This is a genomic window from Marinobacter sp. (genome assembly GCF_041690455.1).
Classification (GTDB): domain Bacteria; phylum Pseudomonadota; class Gammaproteobacteria; order Pseudomonadales; family Oleiphilaceae; genus Marinobacter.
The window spans coordinates 1-15,506 of sequence record NZ_JAWLHI010000084.1; the positions used below are offsets into that span (position 1 = coordinate 1).

Genomic DNA, 15,506 nt, shown 5'->3' on the forward strand with positions numbered 1-15,506 from the left:
TAAAGGCGCACTGGATCTGTCTTCCAGCCGCGCACCGGTGAGCTGGGTAGAGGTCGACGCCAGCAAGATGTCCGGCGTTTACAGGTCAGTGCCTGAGCGCACTGAATTGCCGGCCGACATCAACGAGAACCTCATCGTCGAGCTTTACTCCAAGTAAAGCCCAGTTAGCAACGAGAGCAATTAGGGGCGTCTATGCAGCGTTCAGTACATGAGTTATTGACACCTCGTACCATTGACGTGAAAGAATCCAGCGCCACGCGTGCCAAGGTGACCCTGGAGCCTCTGGAAAGGGGCTTCGGTCATACCCTGGGTAGCGCACTGCGCCGTATTCTCTTGTCTTCGATGCCGGGCTGCGCCATTACTGAAGCGCAGATCGACGGTGTCCTGCACGAGTACAGCGCCATTGAGGGTGTCCAGGAAGACGTCATCGAGATTCTGCTGAATCTCAAGGGCGTTGCCGTGAAAATGAACGGTCGGGACGAAGCTGAGCTGACCCTCAGCAAGAAAGGCCCGGGCGTTGTGACAGCCGGTGACATCAAGCTGGATCACGATGTCGAGATCGCCAACCCGGACCATGTGATCTGTCACCTGAGTGAAAACGGTGAATTGAACATGCGTCTGCGTGTTGCCCGCGGTCGTGGCTATGAGCCAGCCGACCAGCGTGGTCTTGACGAGGACGAAACTCGCGCCATCGGACGCCTGCAGCTGGATGCAACCTTCAGCCCGGTTCGTCGCGTGGCCTATGCCGTGGAAAGTGCACGGGTTGAGCAACGGACTGATCTGGACAAGCTGGTAATTGATCTGGAGACCAATGGCACCATCGACCCGGAAGAAGCAATTCGCCGGGCGGCGACCATCCTCCAGCAGCAACTGGCGGTATTCGTCGATTTCGATCACGAGAAAGAGCCGGAGCGCGTGGAAGAAGAGGAAGAAATCGATCCGATTCTGCTGCGTCCGGTAGATGATCTGGAATTGACTGTGCGTTCAGCTAACTGCTTGAAGGCTGAGAACATTTACTATATCGGCGATCTGATTCAGCGCACCGAAGTTGAGCTGCTGAAGACGCCTAACCTTGGCAAGAAGTCGCTGACCGAGATCAAGGACGTCCTGGCGTCCCGTGGTTTGTCTCTGGGCATGCGTCTTGATAACTGGCCGCCGGCAAGCCTTCGTGGCGACGACCGGGTTCTGGGCGGTTAATCGCCGATTAGTTTAAGGTAAGGAATCAGAGCAATGCGTCATCGTAAGAGTGGTCGTAAGTGCGCATCGCAAGGCCATGTTCCGTAACATGACTGCGTCACTGGTTGAACACGAGCTGATCAAAACAACGCTGCCGAAAGCCAAAGAGCTTCGTCGGGTAGCCGAGCCTTTGATCACGCTCTCCAAGAATGATTCGGTTGCAAACCGTCGCCTGGCGTTTTCTCGCCTGCGCAACGATACAGCGGTAGCCAAGCTGTTTGACGAGCTCGGCCCGCGCTACAGCGACCGTCCGGGTGGATACCTTCGTATCCTGAAGTGTGGCTTCCGTGCCGGTGACAATGCCCCGATGGCATTCGTCGAGCTGGTAGGTCGCCCGCTGGATATCGAAGCGGAAGAAGTGGACGACGACGAAGAGTAAGATCTTCGGAGTGGTTCAGAAGAAGCCGGGAGTGGAAACACTTCCGGTTTTTTTGTGCCTGGAATGAAGTTGGGGTCAGAAGAAAGCTTTCTTCTGACCCCGGGTTCGCGTCGGATCTCTCGAAATCTTCAGGGATAAAAAAGGGGTCAGATGAAAGCCTTCATCTGACCCCACCTTCACCTCAACTCTTCGCCAGCATCTGCTTCAGATACCGCCCGGTATGAGACACTGGATTCTCGGCGACTTCCTCCGGCGTACCTTCGGCAATGATCTGCCCACCCCCGGAGCCACCCTCCGGCCCCAGGTCGACAATCCAGTCCGCAGTCTTGATCACGTCCAGGTTGTGCTCGATCACCACGATGGTGTTGCCGTGGTCGCGCAGGCGCTGCAAGACGTTGAGGAGTTGCTGGATGTCATAGAAATGCAGGCCGGTGGTTGGCTCGTCCAGGATGTACAGGGTCTTGCCGGTATCCCGCTTGGACAGCTCCTTGGCCAGCTTCACCCGCTGCGCTTCGCCGCCGGATAAGGTAACCGCACTCTGGCCCAGCCGGATGTAGGACAGGCCCACGTCGATCAGGGTCTGTAGCTTGCGCGCCAGGAACGGAACCGCATCGAAGAACTCGCGGCCTTCCTCCACGGTCATGTCCAGCACCTCGTGGATGTTCTTGCCCTTGTAGCGCACCTCCAGAGTTTCCCGGTTGTAGCGCTTGCCCTTGCACACGTCACAGGGCACGTAGATGTCGGGGAGAAAGTGCATCTCCACCTTGATGACGCCATCACCCTGGCAGGCCTCGCAGCGCCCGCCCTTGACGTTGAAGGAGAACCGTCCGGGCTTGTAGCCCCGGGAACGGGCTTCCTGGGTGCCGGCAAACAGCTCGCGGATGGGCGTGAACAGCCCGGTATAGGTAGCCGGGTTGGAGCGCGGGGTGCGGCCGATGGGGCTCTGGTCAATGTCGATCACCTTGTCCAGGTGGTCCAGACCCTTGAGCTTCTTATAGGGTGAATGGTTGAGGCTCGTGGCCTTGTTCAGCTTGGCAGCGGCCACTGGATACAGGGTACTGTTGATCAGGGTGGACTTGCCGGAGCCGGATACCCCGGTAATGCAGGTCATCACTCCCAGGGGAAGGTTCAGGGTCACATCCCGCAGGTTGTTGCCGGTCGCCCCGGTGAGGCTCAGCTGCTTGCCGGAGCCTTTGTTCCGGGTTGTCGGAATGGCAATTTCCTTCTGGCCACTGAGGTACTGACCGGTCAGGGAGTTCTCGTTGGCAATGATGTCCTCGGGCCGCCCCTGGGCAACAACATGGCCGCCGTGGACCCCGGCGCCGGGACCGATGTCGATGACGTAATCGGCGGCACGGATGGCATCTTCATCGTGTTCGACCACGATCACCGTGTTACCCAGGTCCCGCAGGTGGGTCAGGGTTGCCAGCAGACGGTCGTTGTCCCGCTGGTGCAGCCCGATGGAGGGCTCGTCCAGGATGTACATGACGCCGACGAGACCGGCACCGATCTGACTGGCCAGGCGGATACGCTGGGCCTCGCCGCCGGAGAGGGTGTCGGCACTGCGTTCGAGGGTCAGGTATTCCAGCCCCACGTTCACCAGAAACTGCAGCCGTTCCCGCACCTCCTTGAGGATTTTCTCGGCAATTTCGCCCTTTCGGCCGGGCAGGGTCAGCTGTTCGAAGTAATCATGGGCCTCGCCCACCGGCAGGTGAGTCACCTCGGGCAGGTTGCGCTCCTCGATGAACACGTGCCGGGCGCTGCGGCGCAGCCGCGACCCGCCACAATCCTTGCACGGCTGGGTGCTCAGGTTCCGGGCCAGTTCCTCGCGCATGCTCTGGGAGTCCGTTTCCCGGTAGCGGCGCTCCAGATTCGGCAGGATGCCCTCGAACGGATGGGCCTTTTCCATGATGTGGCCGCGGGAGTTCACGTAACGGAACGGGATCTCCTCGGAGCCGGAGCCATACAGCAGGACCTGTTGGAAAGATTCGGGCAGGTCGACCCAGGGCGTTTCCAGGTCCATGCCGTAGTGCTCGGCAACGCTCGCCAGCATCTGGAAGTAATACACGGCGCGGCGGTCCCAGCCCTTGATTGCACCTTCGGCCAGGGTCGCTTCCGGGTGCTGGATGACCTTTTCCGGATCGAAGAACTGCTTCACGCCGAGGCCATCACAGGTCGGGCAGGCGCCGGCGGGGTTGTTGAATGAAAACAGTCGGGGTTCCAGCTCGCTGAGGGAGTAGCCACACTGGGTACAGGCATAGCGGGCAGAGAAGGTGTGCTCCTCGCCCTCGCCGGTCATGGGCGCAACCAGGGCGATGCCGTCAGCCAGTTCCAGGGCGGTTTCGAAACTCTCGGCCAGGCGCTGCTCCAGGCCTTCCTTGACCTTGAAGCGGTCAACCACCACGTCAATCTGGTGCTTGCGCTTCTTGTCCAGAGCGGGCACGTCGTCGATATCGTAGACGGTGCCGTCGACCCGCAGCCGGATAAAACCCTGGCTGCGCATGTTGTCGATCACGTGGAGGTGCTCGCCTTTGCGGTCGCGGATGACCGGTGCCAGGATCATCAGTTTGCTGCCCTCGGGCATGGCCAGGACCTGGTCCACCATCTGGCTGACGGTCTGGGCTTCCAGTGGCTGGCCGTGATCCGGGCAGCGAGGCTCGCCGGCACGCGCAAACAGCAACCGCAGGTAATCGTAGATCTCGGTGATGGTGCCCACCGTTGACCGGGGGTTGTGAGAGGTGGATTTCTGCTCGATGGAAATCGCCGGTGACAGGCCTTCGATGTGGTCCACATCAGGCTTTTCCATCATGGACAGGAATTGCCGGGCATAGGTGGAGAGGGACTCCACGTATCGCCGCTGCCCTTCGGCATAGAGGGTGTCGAAAGCCAGCGACGATTTACCGGAGCCGGACAGGCCTGTGATCACGATCAGCTTGTCCCGTGGCATATCCAGGTCGATGTTCTTCAGGTTGTGGGTGCGTGCACCCTTGATCTGGATATGATCCATACCACCTCTCAATCTGGGAAAAACGAGAATTATACCGCGTTACCGGAAGGCCGGTGAAACCGGTATTGACCGAGACAATTCCGGGAGTCCCTCGGTCCGGTCGGTTCTGTTACAATGCGCCGCCTGCGGGAGGTATCTGGCCTCCCCGTTACCTGCTTTCAACCCCGGCAGAGGTGAACACCGCGATGAACGCGCTGGAAAAACGCTCCGTAGCAGCCCTGGCATCGGTCTATGCGATGCGCATGCTGGGGCTGTTCATGGTGATGCCGGTGTTCATGCTGCTCGGCGACGACCTCCGGGGCGCCACGCCCGCGTTGCTCGGTTTTGCCATCGGCGCCTATGGCCTGAGCCAGGCGCTGCTGCAGATCCCCTTCGGGCTTCTGTCCGACCGTGTCGGTCGCAAGAAGATGATCTACCTGGGCCTGATCCTGTTTGCCGCCGGCAGTCTGCTCGCCGCCGCAACTGACTCCATATACGTCGTAATTGCCGGTCGGATTCTCCAGGGCGCCGGTGCTATTGCCAGTGTCCTGATGGCACTGCTCAGTGACCTGACCCGGGAAGAGGAGCGCACCAAGGCCATGGCCACGGTGGGCATTTCCATCGGGTTGTCGTTTTCGGTGTCTCTGGTGGTGGGGCCATTGCTGGGCGCGGTCTGGGGACTCCAGGGTATTTTCTACGTCACTGCGGTTCTGGCAGTGATTGCCCTGGTGATTGTGAACCGGGTGGTGCCGACTCCGCACCAGCACAAGATCAGCGCCGATACCCACCCGGCAAAAGACATGCTCGGCCGGGTACTCATGGATGGCCGCCTGGTCCGGCTGGACTTCGGTATCTTCGCTTTGCACCTGGTACTGACCGCACTGTTCCTGGTGTTCCCCTCGGTACTTGAGGAGCGCCTGGGCCTGGCGGCCAGCTCGCACTGGTGGTTCTACCTGACGGTCATGGTGACCTCTTTCTTCGCCATGGTGCCGTTCATCATCATTGGCGAAAAGAAGCGCAAGATGAAGCCGGTACTCTGTGGCGCCATTGCGCTGTTGACGCTGGCGACTGCCGGTCTGGCCGGTCTGGGTATCAGCCTGGTAATGGCATGGGGCGTGCTGTTCTTCTTCTTTATGGCGTTCAACCTGCTGGAAGCCAGCCTCCCGTCCCTGATCAGCAAGGAGGCCCCGGCGGCGAGCAAGGGGACGGCCATGGGGGTTTATTCCACCTCCCAGTTCCTTGGTGCGTTTCTCGGTGGTGCCCTGGGTGGTGTCCTGTTGGAGGCGGTCGGAGTTGAGGGTGTGGTGTGGATGATGGTGGCCATACTGGCGGCCTGGCTGCTGGTGGCCCTGACCATGCCGGCGCCGGGTTACACCACCAGTTTCGTGGTACAGTTGCAGCAGGCAGTCAGCCAGACTTACGACGATATTGATGAACGCCTGCGTCGCCTGCCGGGGGTTCAGGATGTGGTTATCGTCGAAGATGCCGCAACCGCCTACCTGAAGGTGGACAGGCAGAGATTTGATGAAGGGTTACTTGCGGAGCTGGCGTTTGTCCGGCAGGGTAACGGTTATTGAAATCCGGAAGGTCGCAGGGAGTGCGGCTTCCCTTGAAAATACATTCAGGAGTTGATGATGGCACGAGGCGTAAACAAGGTCATTCTTATCGGCAATCTGGGCCAGGACCCGGAGACCCGCTATACCCCGAACGGCAATGCCGTGGTGAACCTGAACCTGGCAACCGATGAGAGCTACAAGGATCGTCAGACCGGCCAGCTGGTGCCGAAAACCGAGTGGCACCGCATCGTGCTGTTCGGCAAGGTGGCAGAGGTTGCCGGGCAGTATCTGCGTAAGGGTTCGAAGGTCTACATCGAGGGCAAACTGCAGACCCGTAAATGGCAGGGCCAGGATGGCCAGGACCGTTACACCACAGAAGTCGTGGTGGATATCAACGGACAGATGCAGATGCTGGACAGCCGCGGTGGTGAAGGCGGCATGAGCCAGGGTGCTCCGGCAGGCCGCCCGCAGCAGTCAAACTACAACGCGCCCGCTGGGCAGCAGAGTGCACCGGCCCAGGGTCAGCAATCCGGCGGTTACAACCAGCCGTCCCAGGGCAGCATGCCCGAGCCGGTTGACGATTTTGACGACGACATTCCGTTCTGATTTCTGGCCAGAATCGGCCGATCTGAACAAAAAGCCCCGGATTGCAAGCGCGTCCGGGGCTTTTTGTTACCGGGGTGCAAAAGAACGTGAAATGGTTCAAAAAAACATAGAACTGCGCTCACTTTTTAACCTATCATTGCAGGTCAATTAGAGTTCCGCCTGTTACTCAGGCACATAATGATAATCAGGGCCTTGCGAGTGGCCCCGGCTTCCAGCCCAGGTTCATGACTGACAACACCCTTTTTAAAAAGATCACCGGATTCTTGAGACCTGGCGGGTCACCCGTGCGCGTAGCCCTGGAGGTGCGTCCGGATGGTATTGCCTGGTCGGTGGCGCCTGCCTCACCGGCACAGCGGGCCGGGTTTATTGAATGCCCGCCGGCCCGGCGAGCCGAAGTGCTTGGTTCCCTGGTGGATGAGCAGGGCTGGAGCGGCGCGCTGGCAGATCTGGTGTTGCCCATGGAGCAGTACCAGGTATTCCAGATGGAACGCCCGGCGGGCCTCAACGACGCCGAGCTTGCCGACGCTCTCAAGTGGAAGCTCCGGGACTTGCTGGAGTTCAGCCCCGCTGAAGCCATAGCCGACGTATTTCCGTTCCCGTCCGATGCCGCCCGTGGCCGTGGCGAGTTGGTGAATGTGGTTGCGGCCCGTAAATCCCTCCTCAAGGAATTGGTTGCACTGGTACAGCAATCTGGCCTCAAACCGGGCCGCATTGATATTGCGGAGCTGGCCCTGCGCAACCTGGCAGCGAGGCTGGATCCGGACAGCAAAGGTGCCGCCCTGGTTCACCTTCGCCAGAATTATGGCCAGATGATCATCTGCCGGGGCCCGACTCTCTACCTTTCCCGCCGTCTCGATGTGTCTGCCTCAGGGCTGCGCGATGCGGCCCGGCAGGAAAGCGTGGTTCAGGCGCTGGCCCTCGAAATGCAGCGCTCCCTGGATTACTACGAAAGCCAGATGGGGCAGGTGCCGCCGGCCCATATTCACCTGGTTGTGAAGGACCGTGATCTGCCCCTGGCCTCGATGCTGTCTTCTTACCTGGCCGCCGGCGTCAGCAACCTGGATTGGGCCGCCCTCGGGCTTGAAGGTGCTGTCGACAGTCGCTGTCTGCCGGCCTGGAGCGCCGGCTTGCCGCTGGCCAGGGAGGCAGGCAAATGATTCAGCAGGTCAACCTTTACACCAGCGAGTTGCGTCCACGGCAACAGCGGTTGTCTGCGGTCCGGGCTCTCGGTATTGCCGTTGTGCTAATGCTGGCTGCTGCCGGCTACGGGGCCTGGCTCAGTCACGAGCAGCGCCAGTTGGCGCAGGAGGTCGCCGGGTTGGAGCAACAGAATGCCCGGTTGGATGAGGCGGTGACCAGTCTGTCCGAAGCGGTCGAGCGCCGCCAGCCGGATCCTGAGCTGGAAGCAGCGTTGCAGCGTATCAGTGAGACCCTGGCCCGGCGCCAACGCCTGCTTGAGCGCGTGGAGGGGCTGGTAGTCAGCCCGGGGAAAGGTTTTTCTCCGCAGATGGCGGCTCTGGCGAGGCAGATTCCGGAGAATGTCTGGCTCACCGGCATAGTCCTGGAGGCCCAGCCCCAGCGGATTCAGATCGAAGGCCGGACCCGTACCTCGGCGCAGGTGCCACTTTACCTGGAACAGCTGGGTCAGGCGCCGGCTTTTACCGGCAGGACCTTCGGCGTGTTCCGGCTTGATCGTCCGGACGAGGGTAATTGGGTGGAGTTCTTTGTGGCCAGTGAACCTGGTGCCGGGGAGGAGTCATGAGCGACGTCCGACAGAGTGGCCTGGCTAGGGTTGGAGACTGGTTCAATGATCGTCCCGCCAGGGAGCGGGTGCTGTTGCTGGTCACGGTGCTGGCGGTCGTACTCTTTGCCGGCTGGGAGCTCGCGTTGGCCCCTGTCAGCCAGGAGATCCGGAATCTGGAGAACCGTCGGGTACTGGCGGAAACCCGCCAGACGGATCTGTTCACCCGGCAACAGGAGCTGGAACAGATACTGGCCCGGGATCCCTCCGCGGAGCTGCGTCAACGTCTGGAACAGCGGCAGCGTCGTCTGGACCAGCTCGATCAGCAGGTTGCCGAGACCGCGGGCCAACTGATCGCCCCGCGGGCGATGGTGGCGCTGTTGCGGGAAATGCTGGCGGCGGAGGGTAACCTCACCCTGCTGGCACTGGAATTGAAAACCCCGGAGCCGGTGTACGCAGAGTCCGGAGCAACCGGCTCCGGAAATGGTGAGGCTGATGGTGGGCAGGCCGAGCCACTGTTGTTCGCGCACTCCGTGGAGCTTCGGGTTCAGGGCGGTTACCTGGACGTGCTCGCGTATCTGGAGCGTCTTGAGGCGATGGATGACCGGCTCGGGTGGGTACGGCTGAGTTACGACGCCACGTCCTGGCCAGCCGGTGAGGCTGTGATCGAGGTGCGGACACTGAGTCTGGACAAGGCCTGGTTGGGGGTATGACATGAGACTGACGGGATCTCTAATCGCCATTATTGCCTTGTTCGCCAGCCAGCCGGTCTTGGCCCTGCAGGATCCCACCAAGCCACCCGGTACCGAAGCTCCGGCGATCCGGAGCCAGCCTGTGAGGTCCCTGTCCCTGGACTCGATCGTCTATGGTCGGGATCGCAAGGTGGCGGTGATTGAAGGCGAAGCGCTCCGGGAAGGCCAGGGTGCCAATGGTATCCGCGTCAGAAAAATTCATCAGGACCGGGTCGAGGTGCTGGACCGGGGCAATCCCCGGGTTCTTTACCTGGACAAGCTTCCGCAAGTGCGGGGAACCCAATGACAGATATTCAGGCAACCATGAATTCATTCAAGAAGCTGGCGTTGATCGTTGCTGCCGGGATGGTGTTGACCGCCTGCAGTAACAACCCGCTGATGCGCACGGGGGCGGCGACCTCCACGGACGCGGCGGATGATATCGTGCGCACACTCGAGCAGGTTGAAGCCGAACAGCAGGGTGGGAACGACTCCCCTGAACCTGCAACTTCTGCCATGCCTGCCGATATCAGCGCCCAGCTGTTGCCGTCTCTTTCTGCGGACAACGATCTGGAAGAACGGTTTGACGTCAATGCCCGGGGAGTGGCGGCAGACAGCTTCTTCCAGTCCCTGGTGACTGGTACCCGATTCAATGTGGTGGTGCATCCTGAAGTCACGACTGCGATTGACCTTCGTCTGCGGGATGTCACCGTTCCTGAGGTCATGGACATCGTCGCCGACCTGTACGGCCTGGATATCCAGCGCAAGGGCCGCTTGTACCAGGTTAATGCCGACCGCATCCAGACCCGGATTTTTCCCATCGACTACCTGCATTTCAAACGCAAGGGTGGATCAGAGACCCGGGTGAGCTCCGGCCAGGTGACCAGTTCCCGTAGCAGCGCGAGAAACGGCGATACCGACACCGGAGAAACCCGGAGCCTGGTTGGCACCGCCATATCCACCGAGACCGAGTCGGATTTCTGGCAGGATTTGCGCACCTCCGTGGAAATGATCGTCAGCACCGGCGAGGGCGGGCAGGTGATTGTGAACCCGGGGCCGGGCCTGATCATGGTGCGGGGTGGTTCAGAGCAGCTGTGGCTGGTGGAGGATTACCTGCGCCGGACCGAGCTGATCATGCAGCGCCAGGTGGTGCTGGAGGCGAAGATTCTGGAGGTCGCACTCAACGAGGGCTATCAGCAGGGCATCAACTGGTCCGATCTCCAGCGCGCGTCCTCGGTAACGGCCGCAGACGGATTGCCAGCGGATTTCACCGCCCAGAGCCTGGCCGGGCAGGCCATTCAAACATCCGACATTGGCGGCCTGTTTTCCGCCACATTCCGGGAAGGCAGCTTTACCGCGCTGATCGAATTGCTGGGCACCCAGGGTAACGTGCAGATCCTCTCCAGCCCGAGGATTTCCACGGTGAATAACCAGAAGGCGGTGATCAAGGTCGGCACTGACGAGTTTTTCGTGACCGACATCGACTTTGATGACGAAAATTCCACCGTCACCGGATCGGACAGCACCTCCACCTCAGTCGAGTTGACGCCATTCTTCTCCGGCATCTCCCTGGATGTAACGCCGCAGATCGGCGAGGACGGAAACATTACTCTCCATGTTCATCCGTCGGTTAGCGAAGTGAATGACCAGGAAAAAGTGATCACTATCGGTGAGCGGGATGTGACCCTGCCCCTGGCAGCCAGCAAGGTCCGGGAGACCGACAGCGTGGTCCGCGCCGAGAGCGGCCAGATCGTGGTGATCGGTGGCCTGATCCAGAACACCAGCGAGGACACCAATTCCTCGGTACCTTTCTTCAGCGAAATTCCCCTGGTCGGTGAGCTGTTCAAGCAACGCCGGTTCGAGTCCCGCAAGAGCGAGCTGGTGATCCTGCTGCGCCCGGTGGTGGCCCGGACGTCGACCATGAACGCGGATGTTTCGGCGAGCAGGGAGCGTATGGAAGTGCTGCGGGAGCTGCTGCAGTCCTCGCGGTCAGTCACTCCGGAACCGGAGAAAGCGCCACGCTGATATGTACGAAACCCATTTCGGACTGCAGGAAGCACCGTTCGCATTGACGCCCAACACCCGCTATTTCCTGCGGGCGCCGAGCCATGCCGATGCGCTGGAACTGTTGCTAGTGGCGCTTAAAGAGCGGGAAGGGTTCATCAAGATCACCGGTGAGGTGGGTACGGGCAAGACCCTGTTGTGCCGGTTGCTGCTCAAGGATCTGCGGGACCGGGTCAGCACCGCCTATATTCCCAATCCCAATCTTCCTCCTGAAGCACTGTACGAGGCGGTGGCCGAGGAGCTCGGTGTGGATGTCTCCAGGTGTGCCAACACCCATCAGGTACTGAAAGCCCTGAACCGGCGTCTGATCAAGTTAGCGATGGAACGGCGGTCGGTCGTTCTGGTGATCGACGAGGCCCAGGCCATGCCTGAGGCGACCATTGAGGCGCTCCGGTTACTCACCAATCTGGAAACGGAAAGCAGGAAGCTGCTACAGGTGGTGCTTTTCGGTCAGCCCGAGCTGGATGTCATGTTAGGCAAGGAGAGTCTTCGGCAGCTGCGCCAGCGCATAACCTTCCAGTACAGGCTCAGTGCCCTGGATCGACAGTCTGTCAGCCAGTATTTACGGCATCGGCTGGCCCAGGCCGGCTACAACGGCGGCGAACTGTTTGCCCCGGGCGCCCTGAAACTCATTACCCGTTCTTCCGGTGGTATACCCAGACTGGTCAACGTGTTGGCCCACAAGGCCATGCTGGCGGCCTGGGGGCAGGGCGCCCGACAGGTGAATCGCGGCCATGTGCTCAGCGCCATCCGGGATACCGAGAGTGCCAGGCAGCCTGGCCTGTTGGCGAGGTGGTTATGAGTCTGTTGAACGACGCACTTCGTGCCGCGGAGGAACGCCAGCAGAAGCCTGAGGCGCCTCGTGCCTATACAGGCCAGGGCTACGCGGTGCCAGCGAGAAGGAGCCGACTGGTGCCGGTGCTGATGTTGTTCGTGGTTGTGCTGGCTGCGGTTGCCGGTTACGCCCTGCTTGCCGACAACCAGGACGTTCCGGAAACCGTGCAGGCCGGGACACCGGATTCAATGCCGCCGGTTGCAGAGCAATCCGAGAGCAATACCGTGGAACCGGCCGTTGATACCGTAACGGAGGCAGCGGGTTCGGCAGTTCCGGAGCAAACGACAGACACCGAAACGGCACAGGTCAAAGACCCGGAGCCTGTCGCCGCGAAGGTGGCGGAAGAGGCACCGGAAACTGCGCCCCGAAATACGCCGGAGCCTGCTCCTGAGCCCAAGGCTGAGCCGGCGCCGGCCCCCGACAAACAGGTCGCCCAACACACCCGGCCGGAACCCGAGAATCTACCGGTCAGTCAGGAACAACCGGTTGAGCCCGAAACCGAACCGGCACAAGTCAAAGAAGTGCGCGAGACCCCGGAAAGTATTGACCGCCGTGTAAGCCGTGAGCTGGCTTCCCTGCTCAGGGAAGGGCGTTCCCGGGAAGCGGCTGAAAAGTTGCGGGCGCTGCTGGCGGACCAGCAGGCTCCCGTGAGCCGCGCGACCCTGGCCCGAGCTCTGCTGGTGGAAGGTCAGCCGGAAATTGCCCTGGCCTGGTTGCCCGCACCGGAGGTGATGGCCGTGCCCGAATTGCGCTTGCTCAGGGCCAGGGCCCTGCTGGCCACCGGTGATCTGAATGGTTCGGTAAACGTCTTGCGCAGCCAGGTACCGCCCCTGGAAGGCAATATCGAATATCGGGTAACCCTGGCGACCCTGCTGCAACAGGCCGGTGAGAGTGGTGCGGCGGCTGAACAGTGGACCGCACTGCTGACCACCGATGACAGCCGGGCCGCCTGGTGGGTGGGCCTTGGCGTAGCCCTGGAATCCCAGGGCAAGGCTGCGAGCGCCGCACGGGCTTATACCCAGGCTGCAGAACTGCCGGGGCTGTCGCAGTCCCTGGCGGATTATGTTCGTGAACGTTTGAAGCAATTACAGGCAGGCTGAATGGCTACGGAACCGAAGAAAAAGCTCCGTCTTGGCGACCTGCTGGTGCAGAACGACGTCATTTCCGAGGAGCAGCTGCAGACCGCCCTGCGGGAGCAGAAAAACAGCGGCCGCAAGCTGGGCAAGACCCTGGTGGACCTGGGCTATGTGGATGAGGACACCATCCTCAATATGCTGTCGCGACAGCTGGACCTGCCGTTCGTCCAGCTGCGTCACTTCCGCTTCAATGAACAATTGGTGCGCCGGCTGCCGGAAGCCATGGCCCGCCGTTTCCGGTCCCTGGTGCTGGATGAGCAGGGCGGCGAACTGCTGGTGGGCATGGCCGATCCGCTGGATATTTTTGCCTACGACGAACTGGTCCGGGTACTGAAGCAGCCGATCCGACAGGCTGTGGTGCGGGAGAGCGAACTGCTCGCCACCCTTGATCTCGTCTACCGCCGCACCGAAGAGATCGCCTCTCTGGCCGAAGAGCTGGAGGACGAACTTTCCGACGACGCCTTTGATCTGGCCAGCATGTCGGAGGAATCGGAGAGCGAAGACGCACCGGTGGTCCGGCTGCTCAAGACCCTGTTCGAGGATGCTGTGCAGGCCCGCAGTTCCGACATTCACATCGAGCCGGACGAGACCGTGGTCCGGATCCGGCAGCGGGTGGATGGTGTCCTGCAAGAGCAGGTCATGAAAGAAAAGCGGGTCAACGCCGCCCTGGTCCTGCGCCTGAAGCTGATGGCAGGCCTGAATATCTCGGAAAAGCGTCTGCCCCAGGACGGCCGCTTCAACGTGCGGGTCAAGGGCCGCAGCATTGACGTGCGGATCTCCACCATGCCTGTGCAGTACGGGGAATCCGTGGTCATGCGTCTGCTCGACCAGAGTCAGGGCCTGCTGGATCTGAACAGCATCGGTATGCCGGAGGAACTGCTGCAGCGTTTCCGGCGGATGATCCGCAAGCCCCACGGCATGATCCTGGTGACCGGCCCCACCGGCAGCGGCAAGACCACCACATTGTACGGGGCCCTGAGCGAGCTTAATCGCCCGGAAGTGAAGATTATTACCGCCGAGGACCCGGTGGAATACCGGTTGCCCCGGATTACCCAGGTACAGGTCCATCCCCGGATCGGCCTCGAGTTTGCCGATGTGCTCAGGGCGGGTTTGCGCCAGGACCCGGATATCATGCTGGTGGGCGAGATGCGGGACCGGGAGACCGTCGAGATCGGCCTGCGCGCCGCCATGACCGGTCACCTGGTGCTTTCCACCCTGCACACCAATGATTCCATCAGCAGCGCCATGCGCCTGATCGACATGGGTGCCGAGCCCTTCCTGGTATCCAGCTCCCTGCTGGGAGTGGTGGCCCAGCGCCTGGTGCGCCGAGTGTGCGAGAACTGTTCTGCACCCTATGAGCCCACCGAGCAGGAGCGGGTTTGGCTGGAAACCTTTGATCTCGATCCCCTGGACCGGGAAGCCGGGTTTGTCCACGGTCGCGGCTGCTACCAGTGCAGCAACACCGGCTACAAGGGGCGGATCGGTGTCTATGAAATGCTCGAGATGAACGAGCCCATACTGGATGCCCTGCGCCAGCAGGATGTTTCCGGCTTCAGCAGGGCCGCGCGCCAGAGTCGTCTCTACCGCCCGCTGGGCCGGTGTGCCATGGATTATGCCCTGCGGGGTGTGACCACCCTGGAGGAAGTGGCCCGGGTGGCGGCCACCTCCGAAGGCGAGTTTTCGCCGGAAGACGAATTCCCGGGGCCGGATGAACCCCTCGGAGGAGCTGTCTGATGCACTTCTCCTACCGGGGCAAGGATACCAACGGCAGTGTTAAGCAGGGCTCTGTGATTGCCGGCAATGCCGATGCGGCCGCCGCCGAGCTGATGCGCCGGGGCATCACGCCCCTGACCATCCAGGAACAGGCCGAGACCCGATCCCTGACCGACCGGGTCAATCGACTGGCGGTGTTCCGGGGCAAGGTGACCCTGGATGAGTTGATCGTGTTCTGCCGTCAGATGCATTCTCTGACCCGGGCCGGCATTCCCCTGATCCGAACCATGCGCGGGCTGGCCGAGACCTCCCGTTCACCGGTGCTGGCGGACGTGCTGGATGATGTTACAGGGAGACTTGAAGGTGGCACCGCCATGGCCGCTGCCATGCAGGCCCATCCGGATGTTTTCTCCGACATGTTCGTGGCCATGATCCACGTGGGTGAGAACACCGGCCGGCTGGACGATGCCTTCAAGCGTCTGGCCGACATTCTGGAACTGGAGCGGGACACCAAGCGCCGACT

The 15,506-nt window shown here is 61.2% G+C and carries 13 protein-coding genes and 2 pseudogenes; 14 read left to right on the plus strand and 1 reads right to left on the minus strand.

Annotation, left to right across the window (positions count from 1 at the left end; all coding sequences use genetic code 11):
* The 3 genes and pseudogenes from rpsD to rplQ all read left to right on the plus strand — a co-directional run.
* Nucleotides 1-157, plus strand: a pseudogene (gene rpsD, locus ACESMW_RS16480) (30S ribosomal protein S4); the annotation flags it as partial.
* 35 nt (nucleotides 158-192) lie between these two features.
* Nucleotides 193-1,197: a DNA-directed RNA polymerase subunit alpha gene (locus ACESMW_RS16485; protein WP_092005462.1), complete on the plus strand. Its 1,005-nt coding sequence runs from the start codon at nucleotides 193-195 to the stop codon at nucleotides 1,195-1,197.
* Nucleotides 1,198-1,230: 33 nt separating this feature from the next.
* Nucleotides 1,231-1,615: pseudogene (gene rplQ, locus ACESMW_RS16490) on the plus strand (50S ribosomal protein L17).
* Between the two features lie 181 nt (nucleotides 1,616-1,796).
* On the opposite strand, the gene uvrA reads toward rplQ, so the two are convergent.
* Complete coding sequence (uvrA, locus tag ACESMW_RS16495) at nucleotides 1,797-4,622, minus strand: excinuclease ABC subunit UvrA (protein WP_372988092.1); 2,826 nt, start codon at nucleotides 4,620-4,622, stop codon at nucleotides 1,797-1,799.
* Between the two features lie 185 nt (nucleotides 4,623-4,807).
* Between uvrA and ACESMW_RS16500 the strand changes: the two genes are divergently transcribed.
* The 11 genes from ACESMW_RS16500 to ACESMW_RS16550 all read left to right on the plus strand — a co-directional run.
* Complete coding sequence (locus tag ACESMW_RS16500) at nucleotides 4,808-6,178, plus strand: MFS transporter (RefSeq protein WP_372988093.1); 1,371 nt, start codon at nucleotides 4,808-4,810, stop codon at nucleotides 6,176-6,178.
* Between the two features lie 57 nt (nucleotides 6,179-6,235).
* A complete protein-coding gene (ssb, locus tag ACESMW_RS16505; protein WP_372988094.1) occupies nucleotides 6,236-6,763 on the plus strand; it encodes a single-stranded DNA-binding protein in 528 nt (175 codons plus the stop codon).
* Between the two features lie 284 nt (nucleotides 6,764-7,047).
* Nucleotides 7,048-7,920, plus strand: coding sequence for a biogenesis protein MshI (locus ACESMW_RS16510; RefSeq protein ID WP_372988095.1), 873 nt, complete (start codon nucleotides 7,048-7,050; stop codon nucleotides 7,918-7,920).
* On the plus strand, nucleotides 7,917-8,525 hold the full coding sequence (locus ACESMW_RS16515) for a PilN domain-containing protein (protein WP_372988096.1): 609 nt from the start codon (nucleotides 7,917-7,919) through the stop codon (nucleotides 8,523-8,525). Before ACESMW_RS16510 ends, ACESMW_RS16515 begins: the two co-directional genes overlap by 4 nt.
* The gene (locus ACESMW_RS16520; RefSeq protein WP_372988097.1) at nucleotides 8,522-9,217 is read left to right on the plus strand and encodes an MSHA biogenesis protein MshJ; all 696 of its coding nucleotides are present in this window, start codon (nucleotides 8,522-8,524) and stop codon (nucleotides 9,215-9,217) included. Before ACESMW_RS16515 ends, ACESMW_RS16520 begins: the two co-directional genes overlap by 4 nt.
* Nucleotide 9,218: 1 nt before the next feature.
* A complete protein-coding gene (locus ACESMW_RS16525) occupies nucleotides 9,219-9,542 on the plus strand; it encodes a hypothetical protein (RefSeq protein WP_372988098.1) in 324 nt (107 codons plus the stop codon).
* On the plus strand, nucleotides 9,539-11,260 hold the full coding sequence (mshL, locus tag ACESMW_RS16530; protein WP_372988099.1) for a pilus (MSHA type) biogenesis protein MshL: 1,722 nt from the start codon (nucleotides 9,539-9,541) through the stop codon (nucleotides 11,258-11,260). Before ACESMW_RS16525 ends, mshL begins: the two co-directional genes overlap by 4 nt.
* A gap of 1 nt (nucleotide 11,261) precedes the next feature.
* Entirely contained in the window at nucleotides 11,262-12,101 is an 840-nt protein-coding gene (locus ACESMW_RS16535; RefSeq protein ID WP_372988100.1) for an ExeA family protein, read from the plus strand.
* Nucleotides 12,098-13,234, plus strand: coding sequence for a tetratricopeptide repeat protein (locus ACESMW_RS16540; protein WP_372988101.1), 1,137 nt, complete (start codon nucleotides 12,098-12,100; stop codon nucleotides 13,232-13,234). The genes ACESMW_RS16535 and ACESMW_RS16540 overlap by 4 nt, the downstream gene beginning before the upstream one ends.
* Complete coding sequence (locus ACESMW_RS16545; protein WP_372988102.1) at nucleotides 13,235-15,004, plus strand: GspE/PulE family protein; 1,770 nt, start codon at nucleotides 13,235-13,237, stop codon at nucleotides 15,002-15,004.
* A partial coding sequence (locus ACESMW_RS16550; protein ID WP_372988103.1) for a type II secretion system F family protein occupies nucleotides 15,004-15,506 on the plus strand: 503 nt, incomplete at its 3' end. The genes ACESMW_RS16545 and ACESMW_RS16550, both read left to right, overlap by 1 nt.

Coding starts and splice junctions, on each gene's coding strand:
- ACESMW_RS16535 (WP_372988100.1), top strand. CDS start 11,262: ATGTACGAAACCCATTTCGGACTGCAGGAAGCACCGTTCGCATTGACG.
- ACESMW_RS16520 (WP_372988097.1), top strand. CDS start 8,522: ATGAGCGACGTCCGACAGAGTGGCCTGGCTAGGGTTGGAGACTGGTTC.
- ACESMW_RS16545 (WP_372988102.1), top strand. CDS start 13,235: ATGGCTACGGAACCGAAGAAAAAGCTCCGTCTTGGCGACCTGCTGGTG.
- ACESMW_RS16525 (WP_372988098.1), top strand. CDS start 9,219: ATGAGACTGACGGGATCTCTAATCGCCATTATTGCCTTGTTCGCCAGC.
- ACESMW_RS16485 (WP_092005462.1), top strand. CDS start 193: ATGCAGCGTTCAGTACATGAGTTATTGACACCTCGTACCATTGACGTG.
- uvrA (WP_372988092.1), bottom strand. CDS start 4,622: ATGGATCATATCCAGATCAAGGGTGCACGCACCCACAACCTGAAGAAC.
- ACESMW_RS16500 (WP_372988093.1), top strand. CDS start 4,808: ATGAACGCGCTGGAAAAACGCTCCGTAGCAGCCCTGGCATCGGTCTAT.
- ACESMW_RS16540 (WP_372988101.1), top strand. CDS start 12,098: ATGAGTCTGTTGAACGACGCACTTCGTGCCGCGGAGGAACGCCAGCAG.
- ACESMW_RS16515 (WP_372988096.1), top strand. CDS start 7,917: ATGATTCAGCAGGTCAACCTTTACACCAGCGAGTTGCGTCCACGGCAA.
- ssb (WP_372988094.1), top strand. CDS start 6,236: ATGGCACGAGGCGTAAACAAGGTCATTCTTATCGGCAATCTGGGCCAG.
- mshL (WP_372988099.1), top strand. CDS start 9,539: ATGACAGATATTCAGGCAACCATGAATTCATTCAAGAAGCTGGCGTTG.